The sequence below is a fragment of the Psychrobacter sp. NPDC078409 genome, from assembly GCF_050268505.1.
In the GTDB taxonomy this organism is placed as follows: domain Bacteria; phylum Pseudomonadota; class Gammaproteobacteria; order Pseudomonadales; family Moraxellaceae; genus Psychrobacter.
Genome location: NZ_JBNNGW010000003.1, coordinates 591,676 through 615,822 on the forward strand (window position 1 = coordinate 591,676; position 24,147 = coordinate 615,822).

21 protein-coding genes and 1 tRNA gene are annotated in these 24,147 nt (G+C 42.9%); 14 read left to right on the forward strand and 8 right to left on the reverse strand.

Going from position 1 to position 24,147, the window contains the following annotated elements; translation table 11 throughout:
- The first annotated feature begins 45 nt into the window (after positions 1-45).
- From thrC to ACQKC9_RS08525, 6 genes are all read left to right on the forward strand, one after another.
- Complete coding sequence (thrC, locus tag ACQKC9_RS08500) at positions 46-1,467, forward strand: threonine synthase (protein WP_427621376.1); 1,422 nt, start codon at positions 46-48, stop codon at positions 1,465-1,467.
- Positions 1,468-1,792: 325 nt separating this feature from the next.
- Complete coding sequence (locus ACQKC9_RS08505; RefSeq protein WP_427621377.1) at positions 1,793-2,890, forward strand: LysM peptidoglycan-binding domain-containing protein; 1,098 nt, start codon at positions 1,793-1,795, stop codon at positions 2,888-2,890.
- A gap of 80 nt (positions 2,891-2,970) precedes the next feature.
- Positions 2,971-4,221, forward strand: coding sequence for a DNA-processing protein DprA (dprA, locus tag ACQKC9_RS08510; RefSeq protein ID WP_427621430.1), 1,251 nt, complete (start codon positions 2,971-2,973; stop codon positions 4,219-4,221).
- A gap of 117 nt (positions 4,222-4,338) precedes the next feature.
- Positions 4,339-4,968 (forward strand): L-threonylcarbamoyladenylate synthase, encoded by a 630-nt coding sequence (locus ACQKC9_RS08515; RefSeq protein WP_427621378.1) that lies wholly within the window; start codon positions 4,339-4,341, stop codon positions 4,966-4,968.
- Between the two features lie 290 nt (positions 4,969-5,258).
- Positions 5,259-6,269 carry a TIGR01777 family oxidoreductase gene (locus ACQKC9_RS08520; protein WP_427621379.1) on the forward strand — a complete coding sequence of 337 codons (1,011 nt, stop codon included), beginning with the start codon at positions 5,259-5,261 and terminating at the stop codon, positions 6,267-6,269.
- A gap of 86 nt (positions 6,270-6,355) precedes the next feature.
- Entirely contained in the window at positions 6,356-7,489 is a 1,134-nt protein-coding gene (locus ACQKC9_RS08525) for a metallophosphoesterase (protein WP_427621380.1), read from the forward strand.
- A gap of 32 nt (positions 7,490-7,521) precedes the next feature.
- Here ACQKC9_RS08525 and ACQKC9_RS08530 read toward each other — a convergent pair whose 3' ends face one another.
- Positions 7,522-8,916: an alpha/beta hydrolase gene (locus tag ACQKC9_RS08530; RefSeq protein WP_427621382.1), complete on the reverse strand. Its 1,395-nt coding sequence runs from the start codon at positions 8,914-8,916 to the stop codon at positions 7,522-7,524.
- Positions 8,917-9,349: 433 nt separating this feature from the next.
- Between ACQKC9_RS08530 and grpE the strand changes: the two genes are divergently transcribed.
- Together grpE and dnaK are read left to right on the forward strand one after the other, a co-directional pair.
- Positions 9,350-9,949, forward strand: coding sequence for a nucleotide exchange factor GrpE (gene grpE / locus ACQKC9_RS08535; protein ID WP_057762215.1), 600 nt, complete (start codon positions 9,350-9,352; stop codon positions 9,947-9,949).
- A gap of 183 nt (positions 9,950-10,132) precedes the next feature.
- Positions 10,133-12,073 (forward strand): molecular chaperone DnaK, encoded by a 1,941-nt coding sequence (gene dnaK / locus ACQKC9_RS08540; RefSeq protein ID WP_298811083.1) that lies wholly within the window; start codon positions 10,133-10,135, stop codon positions 12,071-12,073.
- Between the two features lie 227 nt (positions 12,074-12,300).
- On the opposite strand, the gene ACQKC9_RS08545 is transcribed toward dnaK, so the two are convergent.
- Both ACQKC9_RS08545 and ACQKC9_RS08550 read right to left on the reverse strand, forming a co-directional pair.
- Positions 12,301-13,110 carry a methyltransferase domain-containing protein gene (locus ACQKC9_RS08545; protein ID WP_427621383.1) on the reverse strand — a complete coding sequence of 270 codons (810 nt, stop codon included), beginning with the start codon at positions 13,108-13,110 and terminating at the stop codon, positions 12,301-12,303.
- A 71-nt stretch (positions 13,111-13,181) separates the two neighbouring features.
- Positions 13,182-14,414 carry an 8-amino-7-oxononanoate synthase gene (locus ACQKC9_RS08550; protein ID WP_427621384.1) on the reverse strand — a complete coding sequence of 411 codons (1,233 nt, stop codon included), beginning with the start codon at positions 14,412-14,414 and terminating at the stop codon, positions 13,182-13,184.
- 304 nt (positions 14,415-14,718) lie between these two features.
- On the opposite strand from ACQKC9_RS08550, the gene ACQKC9_RS08555 reads away from it, so the two are divergent.
- The 3 genes from ACQKC9_RS08555 (at position 14,719) to ACQKC9_RS08565 (ending at position 16,845) form a co-directional block, all read left to right on the forward strand.
- The gene (locus tag ACQKC9_RS08555) at positions 14,719-15,258 is read left to right on the forward strand and encodes a porin family protein (RefSeq protein ID WP_201547565.1); all 540 of its coding nucleotides are present in this window, start codon (positions 14,719-14,721) and stop codon (positions 15,256-15,258) included.
- Between the two features lie 230 nt (positions 15,259-15,488).
- A complete protein-coding gene (locus tag ACQKC9_RS08560; protein ID WP_057762204.1) occupies positions 15,489-15,968 on the forward strand; it encodes an NfeD family protein in 480 nt (159 codons plus the stop codon).
- A gap of 16 nt (positions 15,969-15,984) precedes the next feature.
- Positions 15,985-16,845: an SPFH domain-containing protein gene (locus ACQKC9_RS08565; protein WP_057762202.1), complete on the forward strand. Its 861-nt coding sequence runs from the start codon at positions 15,985-15,987 to the stop codon at positions 16,843-16,845.
- A gap of 77 nt (positions 16,846-16,922) precedes the next feature.
- Here the strand turns inward: ACQKC9_RS08565 and hemN are convergent, their stop codons facing one another.
- Entirely contained in the window at positions 16,923-18,401 is a 1,479-nt protein-coding gene (gene hemN / locus ACQKC9_RS08570) for an oxygen-independent coproporphyrinogen III oxidase (RefSeq protein WP_427621431.1), read from the reverse strand.
- Between the two features lie 431 nt (positions 18,402-18,832).
- Here hemN and ACQKC9_RS08575 point away from each other — a divergent pair, with 431 nt between their 5' ends.
- A complete protein-coding gene (locus ACQKC9_RS08575) occupies positions 18,833-20,413 on the forward strand; it encodes a YifB family Mg chelatase-like AAA ATPase (RefSeq protein WP_427621386.1) in 1,581 nt (526 codons plus the stop codon).
- 49 nt (positions 20,414-20,462) lie between these two features.
- Here ACQKC9_RS08575 and ACQKC9_RS08580 read toward each other — a convergent pair whose 3' ends face one another.
- The gene (locus tag ACQKC9_RS08580) at positions 20,463-21,146 is read right to left on the reverse strand and encodes a phosphoglycolate phosphatase (RefSeq protein ID WP_427621387.1); all 684 of its coding nucleotides are present in this window, start codon (positions 21,144-21,146) and stop codon (positions 20,463-20,465) included.
- A gap of 117 nt (positions 21,147-21,263) precedes the next feature.
- On the reverse strand, positions 21,264-21,764 hold the full coding sequence (locus ACQKC9_RS08585; RefSeq protein ID WP_427621388.1) for a DUF4385 domain-containing protein: 501 nt from the start codon (positions 21,762-21,764) through the stop codon (positions 21,264-21,266).
- An 80-nt stretch (positions 21,765-21,844) separates the two neighbouring features.
- Here ACQKC9_RS08585 and ACQKC9_RS08590 point away from each other — a divergent pair, with 80 nt between their 5' ends.
- Entirely contained in the window at positions 21,845-22,327 is a 483-nt protein-coding gene (locus ACQKC9_RS08590; protein ID WP_427621390.1) for a hypothetical protein, read from the forward strand.
- A gap of 124 nt (positions 22,328-22,451) precedes the next feature.
- Here the strand turns inward: ACQKC9_RS08590 and ACQKC9_RS08595 are convergent.
- Positions 22,452-22,527: transfer RNA gene (locus tag ACQKC9_RS08595), tRNA-Phe, on the reverse strand.
- A gap of 122 nt (positions 22,528-22,649) precedes the next feature.
- On the reverse strand, positions 22,650-23,072 hold the full coding sequence (locus tag ACQKC9_RS08600) for a hypothetical protein (RefSeq protein WP_427621391.1): 423 nt from the start codon (positions 23,070-23,072) through the stop codon (positions 22,650-22,652).
- 375 nt (positions 23,073-23,447) lie between these two features.
- Here ACQKC9_RS08600 and hisB point away from each other — a divergent pair, with 375 nt between their 5' ends.
- Positions 23,448-24,113 (forward strand): imidazoleglycerol-phosphate dehydratase HisB, encoded by a 666-nt coding sequence (gene hisB / locus ACQKC9_RS08605; protein WP_347162766.1) that lies wholly within the window; start codon positions 23,448-23,450, stop codon positions 24,111-24,113.
- Positions 24,114-24,147 lie beyond the last annotated feature (34 nt).

Below are 24,147 nucleotides of genomic sequence, written 5' to 3' on the forward strand. Positions count from 1 at the left end.
ACCGTTTTAATTATTGAATAACATTATTGTAGACAGGACAATCTAATGAAATATATCAGTACCCGTGGTCAGACAGCGCCGATGGATTTTAGTGATGTGCTTTTGATGGGTCTTGCCCCAGACGGTGGTTTGATGTTGCCTGAGCATTATCCAAATATCGATAGTGCAACCCTTGATGAATGGCGTACGCTCAGCTATCCAAAGCTTGCAATGGCGATTATGCAGCGTTTTGCCACTGATATTCCTGTGGCTGATTTGCAAGATATCATTGAGCGTACTTACACTGCTGATGTGTTTGGTTCTGACGAGATTGTTCCTGTCCGCAAACTTGAAGATAACTTATATATTCTAGGATTATCAAACGGTCCGACATTGGCATTTAAAGATGTTGCCATGCAGTTCTTAGGCAATGCCTTTGAGTATGTGCTTAAGAAAAAAGACGCGCGTATTACGATTATCGGTGCAACCAGTGGTGACACGGGTAGTGCTGCAGAGTATGCATTGCGCGGCAAGGAAAATATTGAAGTCTTTATGCTGTCACCACATGGCAAAATGAGTGAATTCCAGCGTGCGCAGATGTATAGTTTGACCGATGAAAATATTCATAATATAGCTATCGATGGGATGTTTGATGATTGCCAAGACATCGTTAAAGCGCTACAGCAAGATGCTGAGTTTAAAGCCGCTTATAACCTAGGCACAGTAAACTCTATCAACTGGGGTCGTATCCTAGCGCAGATTGTTTATTACTTTAAAGCTTACTTTGCGGTCACGACGAGCAACGATGAAAAAGTCAGCTTTAGCGTACCATCAGGTAACTTCGGTAATATCTGTGCTGGTCACATCGCTCGCGAAATGGGATTGCCAATTGACCGTCTGATTGTCGCAACCAATGAAAACGATGTATTGAATGACTTCTTTAATCAAGGCGCTTATCAGCCGCGTCCGACTGAAAAAACCTACGTAACCTCTAGTCCGTCGATGGATATTTCAAAAGCCTCTAACTTTGAGCGTTTTGTTTATTTATTATTGGAAAAAGACAGCGCACGCGTTCATGATTTATTTGACGGCGTAAAATCAGGTCGAGGGTTTGACTTGTCTGACTTGATGGAAGCGGTTAATACGCGTTACGGTTTTGCTGCTGGTAAATCTACTCATAGCGACCGCTTGCAGACTATCAAAGCGCTTTATGAACAGCATGGTGAATTGGTTGATCCACATACTGCAGACGGCATTAAAGTCGCTAAAGAGCTACAGTTAGATGGTGAACTTATTGTTTGTGCAGAAACGGCATTACCCGTTAAGTTCGCTGACACTATTGTTGAAGCAGTAGGTCAAATAGATATCGCTCGTCCAGCACATACTGAAGGGTTAGAAGATTTACCACAGCACGTAGTGGTACTGGATAACAAGGCCGAACTGGTCGCCGAACAAATCCGCCAACATGTCACACCGAATCCTGCTTAAGTAATTACGGTCTTTATGCTTATCATCAACAAAGAAAAGTATCCACTTGAAAGTTACACCATTGTAATAAAGTGTTTATGATTGTGTTATGGTAGATATAATTGTAATATTAGAAACGGCGTCAGCAAGTCATCATCGTGCTAGGCGCTTTTTTAGGAATTATTCTAGCCAATTACACTGAACAGTTACCCTATAATCGCCATGAGAATTTTATTGATAAATTGCTGATATAATTGATTTTTTATTAATTTAAGAAATTTTCACAGTAATAAATCAAGTACAGTTCTTTGCGTCGAACACAGTGGTACATATTGTGGATATAACGATGAAGATGAGCTTAAAAAAGATAGCAAAAGCACTGTTAATGACGACGTTTAGTAGTGCCATGTTGATGAGCACGGCTCAAGCTAACAATCCGTCGCCAACTATCAAAGCTGATGCGCCCAATCGTTATATCGTCAAAAAAGGCGATACTTTATGGGATATTTCAGGTCGCTATCTAGACAGTCCTTGGCGCTGGAAAGAAATTTGGGCAACCAATAAGCAAATCAAAAATCCAAACCTTATTTACCCTAATGACGTTCTTATCCTTTGTGTGATTCAAGGAAAAACGCTGATTGGCGTTGATACTGGTGAAGGCTGTGCTGGCGTTGAAAAGCAGCTTACTGGAAGTGTAAGTACAAGTACGGTCGCGATTACCTCAACGGCCAATAGCATCCCTCCTATTCCGTGGTCGGCTATCCAGCATTGGCTTGATAAAACGCTTATCGTAAATCCCCAAGACTTTAATACCACGCCTTATATTTTAGCTTCTAAAAACCGTAACTTAATTACTGCGCGCGGTGATAAAGTCTATGCTAAAGGCGTACCGCTTATCGTAGGCCAGCGTTACGGCGTTTACCGTGAGGGTGAGCTATATGTAGACCCCAAAACGCAAGAAGTGATAGGCTTAGAAGTTACGCAGGTAGCGACTGGTCTTGTTACTTCTACAGAAAGTAATGGTGTGACTAGCTTGCAGCTTATCGATAGCTATGGCAAAGAAGTGCGTGAAGGGGATCGCGTATTTGTAGAGCTGGACAACGCTATTCCTCCTGTCTTTTATCCAACGCCTGCAAGTGTCAGTCGCGGCGGTATGATCGTGCGTGTCATGGACTCTATCAGCTCGGCTGCGAAGGGTAGTGTGGTCGCCATCAATTTGGGTAGCTTACAAGGTGCTAAGCCAGGTGATGTGCTAACGGTTTATCAAAAAGGGCCTTTGGTACGTGATACTAAGGACAATGACACACCAGTCCGTCTACCAAACGAGCCTAGCGGTATGGTGATGGTTTTTAATACCTTTGACCACATCAGTTATGCTTACGTACTTGATTCTGAGCTGCCACTTAATATTGGCGATCAGTTATTACCACCTCCTTATTTATAAATAGCTATAAGGTTTTATTAAGCAATATATTAAACTAAATACTAATCTAAGCTAAGCTTGCCTATACGAGACAGATGACAATGACGGCAGTCACCTCTTCTTTATCCGACGATCAGCGCGCTATCTTAGCGCTGTGGTACGAGGTGAATGCGTCGTTATCTGCTTATCACAAATTGATCACTTCTTTTGGTTATCCGCAGCTTGCTTGGCAAGCCAAAGTAGAGGCATGGAAGCAGCTAGGTATTCATCATACCCATCTCAAACGTCATGAACAGCCAGAGCAAACACTCGCCAATATCGATAAGATTCAGCAAGCATTAATAGATGGGCGTTATGGTTTACTATTCGCTGATGACGCCGATTATCCTGCCCAACTCTCACAAATCTACGACCCGCCGCCATTATTATTTTATCGTGGGAATAGCGCACGCCTGCATCAAGCACAAATCGCTATAGTAGGTAGCCGCAAACCCACCGCGCATGCGCAAAAAATCACGTTTGATATGGCGCAGTACTTAGCGCAAGCAGGTTATATCGTTACTAGCGGTCTGGCTATGGGTGTAGATAAACGCGCACATTTAGGTGCATTAGCGCAGGCAGACCCTGACTATCAGGGACGGACGGTTGGTGTAATGGGTACGGGGATCGATGTGAACTATCCTAATCATCGGGATCAATTATTTACTCAAATTGTTGAGCAAGGTGGCTGCATCATCAGTGAGCTATTACCACACACTCAGCCGCATAAACATACTTTTCCGCGTCGCAATCGTTTGGTGGCTGGGCTGAGTCTTGCGACCATTGTGACGGAAGCGACAATCAAGAGCGGCTCTCTTATCACAGCACGTCTCACGTCTGAGCAAGGTAAACAGGTCTTTGCTATTCCTAGTCATATTGATAACAGTAATGCAGAGGGTTGCCATCATTTAATACGTGAAGGTGCGACCTTGGTTTATCATCCTCGGCAAGTACTAGAGGACGTCAATGGTCAACTTGATTACGATAAGGGCGCTTATAGAACAGCGAACGCTACTAATTCTATTAGTAATCACTCTATTATCACTCAGTCTAATGATGCGTTTGAGATAGAGACAAACTCAATCAAATCTACTAGCCAGCAACCATTCTCTGAGATAAAGCCTGCGCGCAGCACAGTCGTTGTGCCTGAGCATTTAACTGCAATTTATGAGCAGCTTGACTGGCATGGGCAGGATTTAGATGCGCTTATTAGTGTAACCAAGCTTGCAGCGCCGCAGTTGATTGGTCAGCTAATGGAGCTTGAGTTAATGGGTCTTATCAGCGAACAAGGTGGACGATATTTGCGCGTTTAAAGTAACGTAAATATTCCTTATTGGACACTGGCATAGATAGCACTTAATTATAGACTCTCCTAGATAATATCTCTCTTGTGGTATTATTAGAATTTACTTCTATGAACCATTTAAGTCATGAGCGAACCTACACCTCTTATTACTAATTCAGCCACTCAAGCTGCTAAGTGGCTAAAAGACGGACAACTGCTCGCGTATCCTACAGAAAGCGTTTGGGGTATTGGTTGCGACCCTTATGACCAAGCAGCTGTTCAGCGTATTTTGGATATCAAACAACGTCCACAAGCCAAAGGCATGATAGTCGTTACTGATAGTGTCTCTCGCTTAGCACCTTTGCTAGCCTCTTTAGATGATGTTCAGCGCCAGCAGGTTATTGATAGCTGGCAGACAGACGATAGCAGAGATGAACAGCACGATAACCAAGCACATACTTGGTTATTACCGATTCCTCAGCCGCTTGCGAGCACTGTACCTACTTGGATTACCGGTCAGCATCAGACTATTGCTGTTCGAGTTATCTCGCATCCTACAGTTCGCCAGCTTTGCCAGCAGATGGTCAGTGAGCAGAATCCATTTGGTCTATTGGTTTCTACAAGCTGCAACCCATCAGGGCAAACGCCTGCTAGCACTTTTGAAGCCGCCTATGCTTATTTTGATGAGCAAATTGGTTATTTGCAGGGCGATACTTTAGGTTATACCTTACCTAGCCAAATTCGTGATGCAACGACAGGTTTCATAGTTCGATAGCATTGTCTATTAAAACTCTTAAACTTCTCAGAAGCGATTGCTTGCAATGCAAAGTGATAGGTGTCGCTGTGCCTTATCTACGTGAGCGTTTATAGATTAATTATTTGCTAGCTTGCCTATTTTTCTGCCTTCCTTTACCAAAAGCATGTAAAAGTCGTTTTGATAAAAACCATAAAAAAGCAGACGATGGTTATAACAGTCTAGTTTTTATTGAACGATAAGTACTTCAGCAATAAGTAATTCAAAGATAAGTCATAGTGGTGATATTTGAGGCATATAGGGAGTAGGGTATGAATGTTTTGATTAGTGGCGGTTCAGGGTTTTTGGGAAGTGCTTTTAGTCGAGAGCTAATGGCACGATATCGCGCGCGAAATAGAGACGTGGCGATTACTTGGCTAACTCGTAATAGCGGTCAACTACATCCCGATGATATCAATATGATGACTTATGACGAGCTTGCGATGTCTGATATGAGTTTTGATGTCATACTGAATTTAGCAGGCGCTGGGATTGCTGATTCTCGTTGGAGCGATGAGCGAAAAGAAGAGTTGATGGCGAGCCGGATCAAACCTACTCAGTCGATACTGGATTTTATCGCACGTGCTAGCACCAAGCCTAAGTTACTGGTAAGCGGATCGGCGATTGGCTGGTATGGTACACAAGGCGATAAGCCACTGACTGAAAACAGCGATTATGAGACGGACTTTGCTCATACATTATGTGATGAATGGGAGCAATTAGCGCTTAAAGCGACCGATCACGATGTTCCTGTAGCTATCGTCAGAACAGGTGTGGTTATTCACCCTGAGGGTGGCATGGTAGCTAAATTGTTGCTACCATTTAAATTTGGTGTTGGTGGACAGTTGGGTGATGGACAACAAATCATGAGCTGGATCAGCCGTGAAGATTGGGTCAATGCGGTCATCTTTATTATCGAGCAGCAACTTAAACTTACTAGCGACTCAGACGTTAATCACATTCAAAGCTTAGCCCAAGACGATACACCTATTAGTGACAGCACTATCAAGACTGCAAGCGGTACGGCAAATAATATAAACGCAGTCGTATATAACCTTACTGCTCCGAATCCTGTGACCAATCATACTTTTACCAAAGCGCTTGGCTCGTGGCTACATCGTCCAACTTTTTTTACTTTGCCAGAATTTTTGCTCAAGCTGATGTTTGGCGAAATGTCGACCTTACTTATTGATGGTCAAAAGGTGCTGCCACAAGCGCTATTGGATGCAGGTTATTCATTTAAACACTCAACACTCCAGCAAGCATTAAAAAATCAGAAATAGTTGTATAGCAGTTGTTTCATGTGAAACATCACAAACTATCTTCTGATAATCAATTACTGAACCGTAGTTATGTCTAAGGGTAGTCCATGCGTTACGCATTCTTCTTCACCATCTTTCTGTTATTGCAGTTGTTTAGCTTAGGTACAGTATTAAGTATACAGTGGTGGCTCCAGCCTTGGATAACGCCAACATTGCAAACGACAATATGGGCCAGTGTATTCATTATTACTAATGGCCTATTAGTATTGAGCGTAAAGAGAGCATTTGCCAACAGTTATCGCTGGGTTAGCGGTTGGATGTTAATCATGCACTTTATGATATTGACAGCGTTGGCAGTGAGTCTACTCTACGGAGGGTATCTGCTAGTAAATGCTTTATCAGGCAGTACGTTGCACCAATCGAATGAGATGGCTATAGGGCTAAGAGTACTAGCGCTATTCCTATTTATAGGACTATTTATTTATTCGTTATATAGTGCCTACGCCCCTGTTATACGCAAGCTGTCTATCAATATAGATAAGCCCTTAGCCAAGCCATTACGCATTGCAGTCGCTAGTGACTTGCATATAGGGCGATTATTTGGTGCAAAAGCCATAGATAGATTGCAACAACTTATGATTCGCTCTGGTGCAGATATTCTGCTGATGCCAGGAGATATTATGGATGATAATACAGAGGCCTTTAATGAATATCATATGGAGCAAAACTTAGCAGAACTGTGCAGTAGTCTGCCACGTGGTGTCTATGCGACATTGGGTAATCATGATTTGTATGGTCATGAGCGACCTATTAGCGAAGCGCTGCAAAATGCAGGTATACAACTGTTGAACGATGAGGTGCTCTGTATCGAGCACGAGGGTCAACCAGTATGGCTAGTTGGACGTTTTGATAATCATAAACGTCAACGTGTAGCGACTACCGATTTGCTTGTGCAAGTAGATACATCGCAGCCAGTGATATTGTTAGACCATAGACCGAGTGATATAGATAATCACAGTCAATTACCTATAGATTTACAAGTCTCGGGACATACCCACAACGGTCAAGTATTTCCCGCTAATTTCATCGTCAATGCTATTAATCGATTAGGCTATGGCTATGAGCAGATTGGTAAAGGACACTTTGTCGTGTCCTCGGGTTATGGTTTTTGGGGCATTCCATTTCGATTGGGATCGCGCTCAGAGATTTGGTTGATTACGCTATCTGGTAATACAAATTAATTGTACAAATCGATAATTAGCTAGTAAGCGGTCTATGCAGCTAACTGGGATTGTGTACTGATGATTTCACGTACAAAGCAACTAAACCCATGAATGATATTGTTTGTTTCTTGTCCAAGACCTTGATGGACACTCATAAAGTGAATAAAGCCATGCGGTGCACCAAGCACAGTATAGGTCTCTACAGCAACGCCGTAACCTTTCAGCTGCTTTGCATAAGCAAATGCCTCGTCACGTAATACATCAAGCTCAGAAGCTACAATGTAAGTTGGGCAAACTCTACTATTATCACCCAACATAGGTGAGTTCAGTATGTGTAAGCGAGGCAGTGGGCTATTCTCTAGGCAAGCAGCATCAAATACCGCTACATCAGCATGATCTAATAGTAGACCTTCACCGTATAGCTCCCAACTAGGATAATCCGTTTCAATATCAGTGACTGGATACAAAGGCATCTGCGCTAATGGTTTGGGTAGTTTTTCTAATAGATTAAACATTTTCTGTCCATCTATCCCTAAGTCTGCCCATGCGCTTTTGCTCGGTGCGGTCAGCTGCTGCGCAATCAAAGTTGATAAACCACCACCCGCGCTATCACCTGCCAAGACGATACGAGAGGGTAATGCGCCTAATGTGTGACAGTGCTCAACCAACCAAGCATATGCGGTGATACAGTCTTTCAATGCCGCTGGAGCAGGGCATTCAGGCGCTAAGCGATAATCGACACTAACCACAGACCAGCCAGTCTGCTCACAGACTGCGTGACAGAACTCATGATGTGTATCGACATCACCAATGCAGAACCCGCCACCATGAAAGAACAGCATGACTGTTTCATCAGGGTTATGGATACGTTTTCTTCTAAAACCAGATTTTTTGCCGCTGGCTTTATAACAACGGACAGTCATATCGCCATCATCCGCATTGGCAATTGTTTCATCTTTCCAGCTAACAGGTGAATCACTTTTTTTAGTGAAGGGCTTTATATTGCTTAGCATAGTCGTATTAGCTTGCTGCCATACTCTAGGTGATTGCATGGCTACCGCATCAGCAGTAAATCTCTCACGTAATTCCGGCATTGGGGTTAGTTCTAACGGTGTTTTGAGGTAGCTGTTTACTGCAAGGATGAGACGTAGGTGAGCGTTTGCATGCAGATACTGTTTTGAGTTAGGGCCTTTAAGGTAACCAATCACCCCTTCTAAAACGGGGTCTGGCAAGTAGCCGAGACCTTTCATTGCATAGTGCAATGTATGAGGCTGGTAGTTTGCCACAGGGTTATAAGCGAGTAGTTTCTCTTTAACGCTCAAACGTTTTTCTAATAAGTCATATGCTTCTGTATCTTGACTTGATGGCTCTTTTGACGCTAGGTGTAATGTCATCAATGCTTTATTAAGCAAAGTATTGATAGATAAATTTTTTGAATTAGACATAACAGCTCTCATAAATGATTTTTAGCGTGCATTTGAGTGTAGGCGATAATATTTATAGCAATGATAAAATAGCTAGCAAAATAATAGGGTATCGTTTGGTAATAGCTTGATTAATAAGCGTAAAGCAATTGGAATAAATAGTGGTTTTTTGTTCTTTTTGTGAGTAAGTATTGGGATTTATTGATATGGGACAAAAATGTTTGACGCATCTCTTTGATCAGACTTCTCGAATATTTGTCATAAATGGTAAAAATTCCTTTGCTTTAGGCTTGAAATTTGTCCTCATCACCTTTATCAAGCAGCTATTGAAGCGTATTAAAAAAACAATGAGTTAGAAACATCGAGCATTTAATAATGGCATAGTAGGATCAATAATTATTCGGTCTACTGTGCCGTCTCTTAATCTTCATTATTGAAATTCCAAGGAGCTATCATGAGCGAGCAAAACCCGAACCACGAAAATCTTGACCAAAATGTGGCACATGAGAATATTGATCACAATGACAGTATCTTAGAAGAAACCATGAAAGAGTTTGATCCACAGAATAATTCAGGTGAAGAAACGACTATCGAAAACGAAATCAACCTTGATACTTTCAAAGCGCGTATTGCTGAGCTAGAAGGCGAAGTAAAACAAGCCAAAGAAGGTACTGCACGCGCTAATGCTGAAGCTTACAATGCGCAAAAACGCATGGAGCAAGAAGCGGATAAGAGCAAAAAATTCGCACTACAGAAATTTGCTAAAGAATTGTTAGACATCGTTGACAATTTAGAGCGCGCTATCGAAAATGCCGATGCCAATGACCCAGTCGCTGAGGGTGTGCAATTAACGCACAAAGCATTGGTTGCAGTATTGACCAAAAACGGCGTAGAAGTGGTCGATCCACAAGGCGAAAAATTTAACGCTGACTTCCATGAAGCAGTGGGTATTGACCCAGAAGCAGCGGCAGATACAGTTGGTACGGTCTTACAAAAAGGCTATAGCCTAAACGGTCGTCTATTACGTCCGGCCATGGTTCGTGTTGGTCAGTAATATTTTTAGGGCTAAACCCTACTAATATGAAGGTTTTTCACAAAAAATGACATGAAACACAGTTTTTGCGTGATTATCACCTTGAAAAATACGACGGGTAAACCGATATATAGCAACAAGTGACCGACTACGGTCTGGATAAATAAGTATTTATAGTTAAAAACAAATTAGGAGCAATTGATTATGGGTAAAGTAATTGGTATTGATTTAGGTACTACTAACTCGTGTGTAGCGGTAATGGAAGGTGACAAAGTTAAAGTCATCGAAAATGCTGAAGGTACTCGTACCACACCATCGATCGTCGCTTATAAAGATGACGAAACGCTTGTTGGTCAGTCAGCTAAGCGTCAAGCAGTAACCAACCCAAGCAACACTTTGTTTGCGATTAAGCGTTTGATCGGTCGTCGTTTTGATGACAAAGTTGTGCAAAAAGATATCGGCATGGTTCCTTACAAAATCGCTAAAGCAGACAACGGCGATGCATGGGTAGAAATCAACGGTAAAAAGCTTGCGCCACCACAGGTTTCTGCTGAAATCTTGAAAAAAATGAAAAAAACAGCAGAAGATTATCTTGGTGAGAGCGTGACTGAAGCAGTTGTAACTGTACCTGCTTACTTCAATGACTCACAGCGTCAAGCAACTAAAGATGCAGGTAAAATCGCTGGTCTTGATGTAAAACGTATCATCAATGAGCCAACTGCTGCTGCACTTGCTTATGGTATGGACAAGAAGCAAGGCGATAGCACTGTTGCTGTATATGACCTAGGTGGTGGTACTTTCGATATCTCAATCATCGAAATCGCAGACGTAGACGGCGAGCAACAGTTCGAAGTACTAGCGACCAACGGTGATACTTTCCTAGGTGGTGAAGATTTTGACTCAGCATTGATTGATTTCTTAGTGGCTGAATTCAAAAAAGAGCAAGACGTGAACCTAAAAGGTGACTCTCTTGCGATGCAGCGTCTAAAAGAAGCGGCAGAAAAAGCGAAGATTGAGCTATCAAGTGCTCAAAGCACAGAAGTGAACTTGCCATACATCACTGCTGACAGCAGTGGTCCTAAGCATTTGGTTGTTACTATCAGCCGCTCGAAACTAGAGAGCCTAACTGAAGACCTAGTACAGCGTACAATGGGTCCTTGTAAGACTGCACTTGAAGATGCTGGTCTAAAAATTGGCGATATCGATGACGTAATCTTGGTTGGTGGTCAGACTCGTATGCCATTAGTACAGCAAAATGTACAGCAGTTCTTTGGTCAAGAGCCACGTAAAGACGTGAACCCTGATGAAGCAGTTGCAGCTGGTGCAGCGATTCAAGGTGCCGTATTATCTGGTGACAAAACTGACGTATTGCTACTTGATGTAACGCCATTGACCCTAGGTATCGAAACGATGGGCGGTGTCATGACACCAGTTATCGAGAAAAACACCATGATTCCTACCAAGAAATCACAGGTGTTCTCAACGGCTGAAGACAACCAGCCAGCTGTAACGATTCAGGTATATCAAGGTGAGCGTAAAATCGCTAATCAAAACAAAATGCTTGGTCGTTTTGACTTGACGGATATTCCACCAGCACCACGTGGCCTACCGCAAATCGAAGTTTCTTTTGACATCAATGCTGACGGTATCATGAACATCTCTGCAACCGATAAAGGTACTGGTAAAGCTCAAAGTATCCAAATCAAAGCAGATTCTGGTTTGTCGGACGAAGAAGTCGAACAAATGGTTCGCGATGCAGAAGCCAATGCTGCTGAAGATGAGAAATTCGCTAACCTAGCGCAAGTTCGTAACGAAGCAGATGGTCGTATTCATGCCGTACAAAAAGCGCTGAAAGAAGCAGAAGATAAAGTCACTGATGAAGAAAAATCAACAGTAGAATCTGCGATCACTGAGCTTGAAGCTGCAGCGAAAGAAGATGACCATGACGAAATCAAAGCTAAGCTTGAAGCATTAGACAATGCATTCTTGCCAATCAGCCAAAAGATCTACGCTGATAGCGGTGCTGGTGCAGAAGGTATGGATCCAAGCCAGTTCCAACAAGGTGCTGACGATGCTGGTAGCAACAAAGCTGATGACGACGTTGTTGATGCTGAGTTCACTGAAGTAGACGAAGACAAGAAGTAATACCAAATCCAAAAACGCGATTAGCTGCGTCAAACTCGCTTAGTCTACTTAATGTAGTACTTACGCTCGTTTTTCTTGCTACTCAAGTTTTTGAAAATGGTATAGTCGATGCAAATCGATAAGTAGTTAAATTAAAAAACGCATCCTTTGGGGTGCGTTTTTTTATGGCTGTTTTTCTATCAGCTACTATTCCTGCTAGCTATTATTTTTATTGATGAGACGCGTGCTTATGGTTTAAACGCGCTCACTATCAGCACTTCATAGGTTAAATTAACCACGAGCTGTCCTATTTCATCCTTTCCTGAAAAATGTTGCCAATAGTCTGACTCAAATTGCTGTAGACGAGATTTCGTCCATACAAAGGTTTGAGTATCATCTGACGTAATCTGAGTTTGATTGGTCGATACGCCGGTGAGTTTCATATGCTTTAAGATAGCGTAGGGGGTAGGAAATGGTAAATCAAAGCGCTGAATTGAGAGTTTGGTATTCTCAAAGCCAGCACTATCTAATGCCAATTGCCATTCGTCGATATCTGGATAGTAAAGCCCTTGACCAGTGAGAGTCTTAATTTGCAAAAAGTTATTTGGCGTAAAAGTACTAAAGACCAGTTGTCCTTCAGGTTGTAGACGCTGCGCGGATTGCGTGACGAAACTTAACGGATTATCAAACCATTGCACAGCATTAGCACTGATTATCAAGCTATGATTTTCTGCTAAATCTATCGTTTCAGCATCACCGATAATGATCTCAGCAGTTGGCAGTATTGAGTGCAATGTAGCCGTCTGCTCACTACATAACTCATTAATGATCCAGTGCTCGCTCTGTATATGCTTAGCGAGCAGGCGCGTCATTTGACCTGTGCCTGCACCCACTTCTAGCACACTACTTTGTTCGGTATTAGCAATACTGTCTAATAAATACTGACAAATGATCTGCTGAACATTGGCATGCTGGTCATAGTCGCTTGCATTAGCAAAGTGGCGAGCGATGGTTTGTTTTCTAACACTGAGGTCGTCAGCTGTGTCGAATGTTGTCATAGGCTTCATTATATCCAAGTGCGCCAGTTATCTATCAATAGTAGAAATAAAGTTTGTGTCAAACGATAAAGTTACAACTGCTGTATCAATCGCTCGCAGTCTTCGTTAGTCAGTTTGGCATTCATAACTAAGCGAATACGAGCAGTGTTTGCAGGCACAGTAGGTGGCCTGATAGGCAGCGCGTAAAATCCAGCGGTTTGTAGCTGTTGTGCTTTGGCAAGGGTACTCGCATTATCGCCTAATATATAAGGAATAATAGGAGATTGATAATGCGTCTCTTGCAAGGTTGGCGATACACGGTGCCGTGGGTTAATGGTTTGGCTAAGCGTGGTAGATAACAGTGCTAGATGCACACGTTGATCAGTTAAGGTCGGCATCTTTGCTAAGATAAATCGCGTCCATGCATGGTTTATCGGAGGGAGTGCAGTACTAAAAATCAGTGGACGCATGGCATTGATCAGCCATTGTTTGACGACCTCATCACACATGATATAAGCACCCATTGAAGCAAATGCTTTACCAAAGGTACCCACCAAGTAGTCAATATCCGCCAAGGTATTTGTTTCTTCCGCCAACCCTAGACCTGTATCGCCAAGCACTCCAACAGCATGTGCTTCATCGACATACAGCTCAATACGAGCATTTTTGGATTTTAATTGTACTAGTTGAGGCAAATCAGCACGGTCACCATCCATACTAAATATACTCTCGGTGACAATAATGATGCGTTCGACCGTCTCGTCTGCTTGTTCAATAAACTTGGCTAAATGCTCGTAATCGTTATGACGGTAACGACGATAGGTAACAAGTTTGCTTTGGCTCAGGCGCATCCCATCGATAATGCTGGCATGTACTAGCTTGTCAGCCAAAATGAGTGTCTTGACTGGCAAAGCTGTCAATGCTGGCAAGATACCTAGGTTGGCGTGGTAGCCACTGTTCAACACCAGCACCGACTTTGAATCGGTTAAATTCTGTTTTTCTACGGCACTTTGATACCAGTTTTGCAGTTCTTCTTCTAGAGCTTCTAACTGTATATCGTTGCCTGTCAGTAGGCGTGAGGAAGTGGCACTCATTTTAGGAGTGTGCATAGTAGATAGCTGTCCCACTTGAGCTAGAAATTCAGCTTGCAGCTCAGTGTCACCGCCTAAACCCAAATAATCATTACTCGCGATATTAAGTAAAGCTTTACCTGCATTAACGACGTATCGGCCATCGTGCTGCAGATCTGGTAATTGACGATACTGCTGCTTTGCTTTTAAGTCTGCAAGTGCGCTTTGCAAGCGCTCAGTGATAGAATTTTGCATTTTTTCTCTCTAATTATTGTTATATCAGCCATGTTTAGCTGACTTATCTAGCAAGAAAACTGTGAAATGAGTACGGATTATTGCATAAACTGGGTGGATGTAACAAAAGGTTTCATATCTAGGCCTTTGTAACCCACACACTGATAAACGCTTTCAATTCTTAACTCTCATACCATTAAACTCTGACAGAGTGTCTGAAATAGTTTGTTACTATGTATTCATCGTTAGCAGACAAGGCGATAGGGCCACAAGGCCAATATAAATAAATAACTTGTTTGTCCAAATTTCTTTCAAGGAGCTAATAATGAAAACTCTACAAAAAACAATACTTGCACTAGCAACTGGTTCTTTACTTTCTGTAGGTGCACAAGCTGCTGTTAACTATGGCAACGGCTACACAGGTCAGCCATATGTTGCTGCTAAAGTTGGTCAGTTCGATCTAGATGTTGATGGTGCTGATGACCCAACTGCATATGGTGTAACTGCTGGTTATAACTTTGATCCTAATTTCGGTATCGAAGCAGAATACGTAGGTTCAGATGATGCTGACTATAGAGGCGGCGACATCGATGCTAAGACATACGGCGCTTATGGTACTTACCGTTATGCATTCCCAAACAGCGGCTTATACGCAAAAGGTAAGCTAGGTGTTGCAAAAACTGAAGTAGAAGCTAACAATACTAACTTTGCTGGTGCTTCTGACTTCTCAGACGACGACACTAACATCGCTGGTGGTGTAGGTCTTGGTTATGCAGTAAACTCTGACTTCAGTGTCGAAGCTGAATATGACATGCTAGGTAGCGATGCAGACCTTATGACTGTTGGCGCACAGCTAAAATTCTAATGAATTAGAAAACAAGCTTTTAGCTAAACAGCTATAATAAAGAAACGATCACTTTAAGTGGTCGTTTTTTTTTGCTTACAATTTATGTATAAGTTTTTAAGACAGTAATCTATAAGTACTTCACAAGTAATATATCATTACCGTTAAAGCGTTGTTATCCTTAAAAATGTGCTACATTAAAAACTGGAATGATAAAGATAGGAATGGTGGCAAGGATGGAGATACTTTGGATGATTGAACCTTGGCATTGGTTAGTATTAGGCTTCTTATTATTAATCGTTGAGATGTTTGTACCGACGTTTGCCAGTTTGTGGTTTGGTGCCGCTGCCATCATCGTTGCAGCGCTATCATGGCTATTGCCTATTTCTGTCTCTGTTCAGATTATCGTTTGGTTAGTGCTCTCTGCTGTGTTTTTGCTAGCTTGGTTTAAGTTTATCAAACCGTTGTCAGTAGATCGTACCAAAGCTGGGCTGGGCGGTAGTGTCATAGTTGGTGAAGTGGGGATGATTATCGTGTCACCGCAGCTAGATAAAGCTGGCACAGTTAGATTTAGTGTTCCTATCGTTGGTGCGGCTGAATGGATGTGCCGTACGAGAGGAGAGCAGGTGGCAATCGGCGATAGAGTGGTAGTGACTGATATCGTTGGCAACGAGCTGATTGTAAGCAGTACAAAAGCGCAGGCAGCGATGCATAAAAGTATGCAGGTATAATAATAAGGGATGAGTTATGGAAAGCTTTAGTATTGTCATGGTGGTATTGATTGCACTGGTGGTATTCACCGTGTTTAAAGGCGTACGTATTGTACCGCAAGGTTATAAATGGGTTGTACAGCGACTGGGTAAATATAGCCAAACGCTAGAGCCGGGACTCAACCTCATCATCCCTTATGTAGATGATGTGGCTTATAAGGTAACGACTAAGGACATCGTACTCGATATTCCGTCACAAGAAGTCATTACTCGTGACAACGTCGTTATTATTGCAAACGCTGTCGCTTATATTAATATCGTGCGTCCTGATAAGGCGGTCTATGGTATCGAAGATTATGAGTACGGTATCCGTAATCTGGTACAAACGTCGCTACGTTCGATTATTGGTGAGATGGATCTTGATAGTGCGTTATCTAGTCGTGACGAGATCAAAACCAAGCTAAAACATGCAATTTCAGAAGATATCGCAGATTGGGGTATTACGCTTAAGACAGTAGAGATTCAAGATATTAATCCTTCGCAGACCATGCAAGCGTCTATGGAAGAGCAAGCAGCGGCAGAGCGTTTACGCCGTGCAACCGTGACCCGTGCTGATGGTCAAAAGCAAGCTGCTATCTTAGAAGCGGATGGTCGCTTGGAGGCTTCACGCCGTGATGCTGAAGCGCAAGTGGTACTAGCCAGAGGTTCTGAAGAGTCGATTCGCTTGATTACCAGTGCGATGGGCGAGGAAGAGATGCCGATTGTATACTTACTTGGTGAGCAATATATCAAAGCGATACGAGAACTGGCTGAGTCTGACAACTCTAAAATGGTGGTACTACCAGCAGATATCTTAAGTACCGTAAAAGGTATGGTCGGTGATAAATTAAAAGTGTAAAAAGTTATAGCAACATTAAAGAAGACCTCGCTTGAGGTCTTTTTTATGTCTATTAATTGGACGAATGACTCGCTAGCTTAGATAACTTTCGAAAAGCGGTTTTGGTGTTTCTTTTCTAAGTATTCATCAAATACCATAGCGACGTTACGACCAAGCAAGCGACCTCTAGGTAAGACGCGAATACCTGCTGCATCCATATCAATCAGTCTGTCGTCTTGCATAGCGCCCAACTGCTGAATCTCATTAATAAAGTAGGTAATGGCATCGATACCAAATTTTTGATTCACATCTTTAAAATCGAGATAATCATGACATAGTAGGTTCATGATGACATATTCACGCAAGCGGTCTTTGATAGAGGTTTTAATGTACTTTACTGCAGGCATGACTGTCGGATTGATTTTCGCCATATCAATCTTGGCTTGATAGCTCTGTAGATCAGTATCGTTTTGCAAAATATAACGCGTATTGGCATTAGAAATCTGACTGATTGATGAGACACCAAAGCCCAATAAGTCACAGTCACCCATGATGGTGTAACCCTGAAAATTACGATGTAATTTACCTTCACGCTGGGCGATAGCCAATTCGTCATCAGGTTTGGCAAAGTGATCGATACCGATATATTGATAGCCGGCTTCGGTCAATGTGTTAACAGTACTGCCGAGCATCGTCAGTTTGGCAGCTGGGCTGGGCAAGTCTTCATCTTTTATCTGACGTTGGGCTTTAAATCGCTCAGGCAAATGCGCATAGTTAAAGACCGATAGGCGGTCTGGTGACATCTCGATGATACGATTTACAGTTTTGTCCAACGTATCAGGTGTTTGATGCGGCAAACCATAAATCAAATCAATATTGATAGAGCGAAAACCAAGCTCACGTGCTTCTGTTAGCACGCTTTCAATAAGCTCTGCGGAATGCACACGATTAACAGTGATTTGCACGGTTTCATCTAAATCTTGCACACCTAAGCTAATACGGTTGAAACCGAGATTACGCAATATTTTTAGAGTGTTTTCACTCAGCTCACGAGGATCAATTTCGATAGAATAGTCACCTTCATCTTCTGGCAAAAACTCAAACTGAGTCTGTAAAAACTCCCATAATTGCACCATCTCTTCGTCACGCAAAAACGTTGGTGTACCACCACCTAAATGTAGCTGTTTGACCAATGGTTTGTCGCTGCCTTCTGGCGCAGATAACAAACGGCGCTTATGCGTAATTTCAGTAATTAAATACTGCAAGTAATCACCAGAATCACTATTTTTTTTGGTAATAATCTTATTACAAGCACAGTAGTAGCAAAGGTGGCGACAGAACGGAATATGAAAATATAGTGATAAAGGAGCACGCGCTTCGCGACTCTGCAGGATTTTTGTCTCAAGACCGATAGCCTCAAAGCTATCCGGTATTGGAGTAAATTCTAAAGCAGTCGGATAAGAGGTATAACGTGGCCCTGAGCGATTGTACTTATTGATGATTGCCTCATCAAATGCTGGTAGCTGCTTGCTAGTAATGCTGCCGCGTGTACTGGCATAAGGGTTGTCAGGTTGCATAACAGGGCGCACAGTCGTGGGCGGCTCGTCCGCACGGTTGTAGGGCTGCTGAGTGTTCTGTTCTAAATAGTCTGTCATGCGATATTCCTCGTTTTTACTCTAGATACTGCTGGTTTTTATATAGTCAATGATTTCGGATTTGGTGTTTATTTTTCGCTTGTATCAACGATTAATAATAAGATTCGAATACGTCATCAGCAGCAGTATGTATCGCTAAATGTATAGTAGATAGTATAACAAATCCTTGTTAGCAGTGGGGTGGTCGGTGAGTATTCTTAAATATTAAAATAGAGCTATTATTTACAAATAAAAAACCTCAGAACGACGCTGAGGTTGTGGTGATTCTCTCTACACCAGCAATAAAACACGACGTTTGCGCGTTGATAAATAATACTTTATTATCAATGACACTCTGTATTAGGAAGATGCTGATGTCGTTTGCCCAAGTCTATACCCGTTCGGTGGTTGGTCTGCATGCACCCAAGGTCATCATTGAAGTGCATCTATCGCAAGGATTACCTGCATTGACCATCGTTGGCCTACCTGAGGCCGCCGTGCGTGAGAGTAAAGACAGGGTACGCTCCGCCATTCTCAATTCAGGTTTCCAGTTTCCTAACCGCCGCCTCACTATTAATTTAGCCCCTGCTGATTTGCCTAAAGATGGCGCGCGTTTAGACTTACCAATTGCTATCGGTATACTGGCAGCAAGCGGACAGCTTGAGCCAGAGGTGCTATCAGGATTTGAGTTTATTGGCGAATTAGCGCTCAATGGTCAATTGCGACAAGTAACTGGTAGTTTGGCAGTTGCACGGGCAATTAAAGCTGAGAAATTGGCAATAGCGTTGTCTCAGGTAGAAGCCAATGAACAAGGGCAAAGTAATCCAGATACCCTGCCGCCGATAACACCGCAACTGATCGTGCCGATTGATAATGGTCGTGAGGCCAGCCGCGTTGATGGCGTAACGATACTAGCTGCACAGAGCTTAAAAGCAGTTTGCGACCATTTACAGTCACTCGTTGACCCAAGTGCAAGCTATGAGAGTCTAGCAGTGGTACAGCCTAGTCCTGCACAGCAGCATGTTGGCTATCAAGTGGATTTAGCTGATGTCAAAGGACAGCACCATGCTCGGCGCGCGTTAGAGATTGCCGCTGCGGGCGGCCATTCATTGTTATTTACAGGGCCACCGGGGTCAGGTAAGACACTCATGGCATCACGATTGCCAACGATATTGCCAGACTTGAGTGATGAGGATGCACTAGAGGTTGCCAGTACGTATTCGGTGGCAGACAGCGACTACAACTATGGGACGCGGCCATTTAGACAAGTACATCATACGATATCAGCAGTAGCACTAGTCGGTGGTGGTTCACGGCCAAAACCGGGCGAGATTACGCTAGCTAATAAAGGCGTGTTGTTTTTAGATGAGTTACCTGAGTTTGATCGGAGTGTGCTGGAAGTATTGCGTCAGCCGCTAGAAGCTAAGCAAATTACTATTAGCCGCGCTAACTCTCAAATGACCTTTCCGGCGAATTTTCAACTGGTTGCTGCGATGAATCCTTGCCCATGTGGCTATGATGGCGATACATCAGGACGTTGTCGCTGTCGACCTGAGCAGATCAAACGCTATCAAGACAAACTATCTGGACCTCTCTTAGATCGTATTGATTTGCATATTACCGTGCCTGCATTACCGATTGCCGATCTGCAAAATAGTCAGGTAGGTGAAACCTCTAAGCAAGTACGGGCTCGCGTAGTGGTCGCGCATCAGCATCAAATGCAGCGCCAGCAAAAGGTTAATAATGAGCTTAGCCCTAGCGAAATCGATGAATATATCCAGCTAGGCGACAATGAAAAGCAGTTATTGCAACTTGCTCAGCAGCGGCTAAATTTATCAGCGCGTGGCTACCACCGAGTATTACGGGTGGCGCGTACAATCGCGGATTTGGCTAACAGTACCGATATCAACAGCGCCCACGTATCTGAGGCGCTGAGCTATCGCAGTAAAGCGTAATCTCTGTTTGAGCAAGTTACACTGTGATGAAAGATAGACTTCATATAGATTAGGCTTTATCTTTCATAATCCAAGTAACCAAGTCAGCAAAGTGGTCAAATGCTTCGGTCGGATTTAATACGCGAATATCTTGCCCGTAGTTATAACCATAAGATAGGCCGAGCGTGTCCATATTGGCGTTCTGTCCAGCCAACATATCGTTTCTAGAGTCTCCAATCATAACTGCCTGATCGACACTAAAGTTGAGAGTCTCACAGACGTGTAGTAGGGGCGTTGGGTCTGGTTTTTTGACAGGCAAACTGTCGCCGCCCATTACCTCACTAAACAAACCTTGCCAGCCAAACGACTGCAATATCTTCGGTACAAATCGAATGGGTTTATTGGTGACTAAAGCAAGCGTATAGCCAGCTGCGTGCAACTTTTTGAGTCCGTTATCGACATCTGGATAGGCAACGGTTTTGCTACCACTGAGGTTTTTATAAGCCTCAAAAAATATTTGCTCTGCATGATCGGTTTCCTCAACCGTTAGCTCACCATCTGCTACTTCTACCTTGCCAACCAAGGCACGCTCTACAAGCAATCGTGAACCATTTCCTATCCAGTTACGTATCGTCTCGATAGGGTAGGTGTCTTTACCCAATGTGGTTAGCATGGCGTTGGTTGCGTCGGCCAAATCGGGTACGCTATCAATGAGCGTTCCATCAAAATCAAAAATTAAAAGCTGCTTATTCATTGTTCCTCACTATTGGAAATCGTTATATTTATTATATTGGCCATACCTTAGCACAGTAGCATTTTGAGGCCAGTCAATTTAGTTATCTGTTGTACTTAATGTCTTGAGTATTAGCAACTATTCGACATCTTTATAGCGTTCACGATGCTCTTTCTTCATTCTTAAATAATCTTCGTTCTCACGGCATTCGTCCCATTTAACTTTAAAAATCCGTGCGGATTCTACTTTGACAGGGTCTTCCTCTTGTCGTGGCAACTCTTCGCGGCCATGGGCGCCGCTTTGACCTTTTTTATCATCAGGTACCGCACCTTTATATTTTTTGCCGCCTTTATGATTGGCATAGCGACGAGCACGGGTATAGCCCATTTGTATAAACTTGCGCGCCATATCTGCGCCGATGAAGTCATCATCAGCTAAGTAATCTAAAAACATCTGATAGATAGCTTCACTACTCTCGCGGGCGATATCAGGAGTCGCAAAGCGCCAATGGGGTAAAATCTCAGACTTATAAGGCTCTACCAGTAATACGCCTTGCTCACCGCGACCGACACGGTACAACTCAGGCTGAGCGCGCAAATCCAAACTCTTATAATCCAAGTCGTAATCAAACTCTCTCATATCTATAACCTATTATTTTTATCTATTCGTATATGGTTATTGAGTATACTTAGCCAAGCTGTTTAGAAAAAAGCACAAAAATGTTATGCAACCGTGACAGTAGGTATTTAGCATCAAAAGAGATGGGCGAAAATGGTTATGGTAAAGTCAGCCGTGAGACGTATGAAGGCTATGAGTATGACGAATACAATGCTACGAGAAATGTTATGTTGAGAAATAAGATAAGTGTAAATGAGCTGAGCCGCTTGCGATTACCCAAAAATATACTGGTAGCGTGGCTATTGCTAACGACAAGCGTACTGGCCAATACGACTGCCCACAGCGCGTGGTTTGAACGCTTAATTCCGCAAGGGGAGACTTATACGGTACGCGAGATAGATCGCGATTTGGCATTCGTGATAGATGGCTTTATCTATGATGCGCGTACGTCTTGTTTTTTGGCAGTAGGCGACCGAGTGATATTCTTTGAGGGGCGTCACGGTATTGATTACCGCGCAACTATATACGACTTGGATTCGCGTGAGCGCTGTAATTTACTATTACGTGGTCGGTTGTACGAATAGTGGTCGGCTATACGAATAAGAGCAACACATGAATCAAATGAACGCTAAAGAATACGGTAAAATTTAAACATAAAAAAAGCCCCGAACGTTGCTGTTCAGGGCTTTTTAGAATTCTATTAACGAATGGTGGCTCGAGGCAGGATCGAACTGCCGACACACGGATTTTCAATCCGTTGCTCTACCTACTGAGCTATCGAGCCGTCTTCGTTGAGGCGCTATTAAACTAAATATAGGCTCAGCTGTCAAGCAATTTTTGCATTATATCTGATAAAAGACGATAAATAATCAGATATTAGTAAAACTAACCGTTTTAGTGCTCAGTTTAGTCTTTTACACGTAATAGTTCGTACTCACTCATGATACGGTGAATATCAGCGTCAGCAGGGACAAATTCACGTACGCCTTTTCTAACTTCGCAATCATAGACCAGTTTAATAAACTTGGCATCGATAGCACGTTTACGGTTTTCGGAATGCACGGTGAGGTACTGCAGACGCTTAGCGTTGGTCTGCCCGTCATCAAAGCAGGCGACCGCAGCGATAGGCTTATCATTGAACATCCCAACATACAGATACTGTCCACGTTTAAACCCTTGCTCAACGATATTTAATACCTCGAGACCATCAGGCTGTGCATCATCACTATCGTACAACGCTTGCAAGCGCTCTGCTAGCTCATTGTCGCGAGCAGGTTTTTTGATAAGTGGCGCATCCAAACTATTAATGGCGATCGCTTCTAAAGGCATAGCAGTTCCTATAAATAGAGGGTTTCTATAGTATAAATTAGCAGTATGAGACAGCACGATGTCATAGCGTGTAGTGCTGTAAGTAAGGGTCATCAAAGCCAGCGCTAGTCATGATTGATAAAACTGAACACACTATTTTAGCAGAATGACGTGATTTTGTGCGTGGTTTACCGCTTGGTCGTGGCAGTAAATGTTAGGGTTTGCTATGATGAGGCTATATAATATTTAGTATGTATAAACCCTAATATGTTGATATCTTTTGTATATATCATTTTCTGCTAAGGTCTGACCCAGACACTAGTAAAATATTTTGGGCAGGTTTTTGCCTTATTTATTGACCGCTTTTCACTGATAAAAAACTGATAGAGAGTAGCCATGACAGCCAATGCAACGACGACTGCTGCCACACCTGAGCAAACTGAGTCAAAAAACGTAAACCTATATGGTCGCCCTGAACGTATCGCGACTGTTGAGCGTAATACAGCCGAAACGCAAATCACTTGTACCGTCAATCTGGATGGTACGGGTAAAGGCGTGGTGGACACTGGCGTACCATTTTTGGATCATATGATTGATCAAATTAAGCGTCACGGTTTGTTTGACTTAGATATCAAATGTACCGGTGATACCTTTATCGATGACCATCATAGCGTCGAAGACACTGGTATTACCCTTGGTCAAGCGTTCAATAAAGCATTGGGCGATAAAAAGGGCATTCGTCGTTATGGGCACTTTTATGCGCCGCTAGATGAGTCATTGACCCGTGCTGTTGTCGATCTGTCAGGTCGTCCTGGTCTACACATGGATATCCCATTTACGCGTTCGCACGTCGGCCGTTTCGATGTTGATTTGTTCAGTGAGTTCTTTTACGGATTCGTCAATCACTCATGGATGACGGTGCATTTGGATAATCTAAAAGGCAAAAACAGCCATCATCAAATCGAATCGACCTTTAAGGCTTTTGCTCGCGCCCTGCGCATGGCTTGTGAATATGATGAGCGCGCGTTAAATACATTGCCATCGACCAAAGAAGCTTTCTAAGGCGCATTTAAGGCTCTTCTACAAGATTACTCAA

What these genes read in the sequence shown, in the direction of transcription:
- thrC (WP_427621376.1), top strand. Translation starts at nt 46, where the DNA reads ATGAAATATATCAGTACCCGTGGTCAGACAGCGCCGATGGATTTTAGT.
- ACQKC9_RS08505 (WP_427621377.1), top strand. Translation starts at nt 1,793, where the DNA reads ATGAAGATGAGCTTAAAAAAGATAGCAAAAGCACTGTTAATGACGACG.
- dprA (WP_427621430.1), top strand. Translation starts at nt 2,971, where the DNA reads ATGACGGCAGTCACCTCTTCTTTATCCGACGATCAGCGCGCTATCTTA.
- ACQKC9_RS08515 (WP_427621378.1), top strand. Translation starts at nt 4,339, where the DNA reads ATGAGCGAACCTACACCTCTTATTACTAATTCAGCCACTCAAGCTGCT.
- ACQKC9_RS08520 (WP_427621379.1), top strand. Translation starts at nt 5,259, where the DNA reads ATGAATGTTTTGATTAGTGGCGGTTCAGGGTTTTTGGGAAGTGCTTTT.
- ACQKC9_RS08525 (WP_427621380.1), top strand. Translation starts at nt 6,356, where the DNA reads ATGCGTTACGCATTCTTCTTCACCATCTTTCTGTTATTGCAGTTGTTT.
- ACQKC9_RS08530 (WP_427621382.1), bottom strand. Translation starts at nt 8,916, where the DNA reads ATGTCTAATTCAAAAAATTTATCTATCAATACTTTGCTTAATAAAGCA.
- grpE (WP_057762215.1), top strand. Translation starts at nt 9,350, where the DNA reads ATGAGCGAGCAAAACCCGAACCACGAAAATCTTGACCAAAATGTGGCA.
- dnaK (WP_298811083.1), top strand. Translation starts at nt 10,133, where the DNA reads ATGGGTAAAGTAATTGGTATTGATTTAGGTACTACTAACTCGTGTGTA.
- ACQKC9_RS08545 (WP_427621383.1), bottom strand. Translation starts at nt 13,110, where the DNA reads ATGACAACATTCGACACAGCTGACGACCTCAGTGTTAGAAAACAAACC.
- ACQKC9_RS08550 (WP_427621384.1), bottom strand. Translation starts at nt 14,414, where the DNA reads ATGCAAAATTCTATCACTGAGCGCTTGCAAAGCGCACTTGCAGACTTA.
- ACQKC9_RS08555 (WP_201547565.1), top strand. Translation starts at nt 14,719, where the DNA reads ATGAAAACTCTACAAAAAACAATACTTGCACTAGCAACTGGTTCTTTA.
- ACQKC9_RS08560 (WP_057762204.1), top strand. Translation starts at nt 15,489, where the DNA reads ATGATTGAACCTTGGCATTGGTTAGTATTAGGCTTCTTATTATTAATC.
- ACQKC9_RS08565 (WP_057762202.1), top strand. Translation starts at nt 15,985, where the DNA reads ATGGAAAGCTTTAGTATTGTCATGGTGGTATTGATTGCACTGGTGGTA.
- hemN (WP_427621431.1), bottom strand. Translation starts at nt 18,401, where the DNA reads ATGCAACCTGACAACCCTTATGCCAGTACACGCGGCAGCATTACTAGC.
- ACQKC9_RS08575 (WP_427621386.1), top strand. Translation starts at nt 18,833, where the DNA reads ATGTCGTTTGCCCAAGTCTATACCCGTTCGGTGGTTGGTCTGCATGCA.
- ACQKC9_RS08580 (WP_427621387.1), bottom strand. Translation starts at nt 21,146, where the DNA reads ATGAATAAGCAGCTTTTAATTTTTGATTTTGATGGAACGCTCATTGAT.
- ACQKC9_RS08585 (WP_427621388.1), bottom strand. Translation starts at nt 21,764, where the DNA reads ATGAGAGAGTTTGATTACGACTTGGATTATAAGAGTTTGGATTTGCGC.
- ACQKC9_RS08590 (WP_427621390.1), top strand. Translation starts at nt 21,845, where the DNA reads ATGTTATGCAACCGTGACAGTAGGTATTTAGCATCAAAAGAGATGGGC.
- ACQKC9_RS08600 (WP_427621391.1), bottom strand. Translation starts at nt 23,072, where the DNA reads ATGCCTTTAGAAGCGATCGCCATTAATAGTTTGGATGCGCCACTTATC.
- hisB (WP_347162766.1), top strand. Translation starts at nt 23,448, where the DNA reads ATGACAGCCAATGCAACGACGACTGCTGCCACACCTGAGCAAACTGAG.